Below are 1670 nucleotides of genomic sequence, written 5' to 3'. Positions count from 1 at the left end.
GGGTGACCGGCTTGCGGGTCTTCACCCGTTGCGGTCGGCGGTGCTGGCTGAGGAGGCGCATACGGTGCCGCCACCGACCCTGGCGGACACGACCCGGCGGCTGCTGGGGCTGCTGCCGCCGGAGGAGCTGCGCCCGTTCGTTGCTGGGCTGCTCGCCGACCACGACGAGCTTGACGCGCTCGTCGTCATGGAGCTGGCGCGACGGGCGCGCGGCGACGAACCGAGCGTGCTGGTGGCGGCGTTGCAGGCGCTGCGGCTCGCCGACTTCACCCGCACCGCCCGCTCCTGGGTGCAGGTCCTCGACCAGCACGATGTCCCGCCGTCCAGGCGATTGGTCACGCTCAACCTGAGCCTGATCGACCGGCCGCCCCCCGAGGGGATCGACCAGCGGGTCATCGACGCGGTCACCGACATCCATCTGACCCAACGGGACGCCTGCCCGATGCGGGACGCCCTGGCGGCAGCCCTCGGTGCCAACACCATCCTGGGGACGCTGGCAGCGTGCTCGCAGCCCTCAGCGGCGGCGCGGCTGCTCGCCCCACTGGCCGGCAGCCAGCTTCATCCCGACCCCGACACGATGCGCGAGGATGCTCCCTTGGCCGTGGCGCTCGCCGGGGCCTCGGTCGAGGAGCTTGCCGCAGTGCTGTCCGCAGCCCGTGAGGTCTCCCTGGCCCTCGCCGAGCCGCTCGTCAACATCGCCGGACGCGACAACGGAATGGAGTGAGCGGCTCCCGCCTGCGCACGCCACCCCCCTCGCCGATGCCACGCTGCAGGCACACCAAGCACTCCAGACCCTCTCTGCGATTGCGGAACTGGCCCGCGTCCGCGACATCCAGCCACCTGTCGAGGTCGCCGCACAGGCCGCCGCGAACCAGTTCCAGCAGGCCCAACACGCAATTGGCGACCTGCCCAGCGACCCGGTCGTGGACGAGATCCTGGCCACACTGGACGCGCTCGCCGGCCGGGTCCAAGCCGAGCTCGATGCGGGTGCGGAGGGCAACGACCTCGGGCTTGCTGCCAGCATCGCGAAGGGCCTCGAGGAGCCCAACGACGACTTCACCATACTGGCGGGCCTGTCCATAGTTGCCCATGAGTGGGATATCGATCCTGCCGGCGCGCAGCGACTGCTCTCAATCTAATGTGGACCGGCTGCTCTCAATCTAGGGTGGACCGGCTGCCCGGCGAGGTCGTGGCGATCACCAGGCAGTCGCTTTGGGAGGTCCAGGCGGTGTGGCGCAACGACAGCCGCGGACATCGTCAGTCCAACGCCCAAAGACCCGGTAGGTTGGTAGTCTGACCTTCATGCCCCGGGTCGCGCTGGACGACCAGGCGACTCCGAATGAAGATCTGGTAGCAGCGGGGAAAGGCTGGTTTGGGAGAGGAGTTGCTGATGCGCGACCTGCCGCCCAACATGACCGACTACCTGGCGACGCGGGCGTCGTTCCGGCTCCAGGTGCCCGAGGTCTACAACTACGCCCGCGACGTGGTCGACGCCTGGGCGTCCAGGGAGCCCGGCAAGCTGGCCCTGCTGGCGGTGGGACCCGACGGCGGCAACCCGCGCCGTTACAGCTTCGCCGACCTGGCGGCGTCCTCCAACCGCGCTGCCAACTTCCTGGCCTCCCGGGGTGTACGCAAGGGCGACCGCGTCTTCGTGATGCTGCCGCGCATCC

The 1670-nt window shown here is 69.8% G+C and carries 3 protein-coding genes; all 3 read left to right on the top strand.

From position 1 onward, the window contains the following. A partial coding sequence (locus VG276_21405) for a hypothetical protein (protein ID HEV8651879.1) occupies window positions 1–724 on the top strand: 724 nt, incomplete at its 5' end. A gap of 199 nt (window positions 725–923) precedes the next feature. After that, entirely contained in the window at window positions 924–1139 is a 216-nt protein-coding gene (locus VG276_21400) for a hypothetical protein (protein HEV8651878.1), read from the top strand. Window positions 1140–1390: 251 nt separating this feature from the next. Beyond that, a partial coding sequence (locus VG276_21395) for an AMP-binding protein (GenBank protein HEV8651877.1) occupies window positions 1391–1670 on the top strand: 280 nt, incomplete at its 3' end.

The sequence above is a fragment of the Actinomycetes bacterium genome, from assembly GCA_036000965.1.
Classification (GTDB): domain Bacteria; phylum Actinomycetota; class CALGFH01; order CALGFH01; family CALGFH01; genus DASYUT01.
Note: the sequence above shows the minus strand (reverse complement) of the source record. Positions and strands in the feature narration are given on the sequence as shown.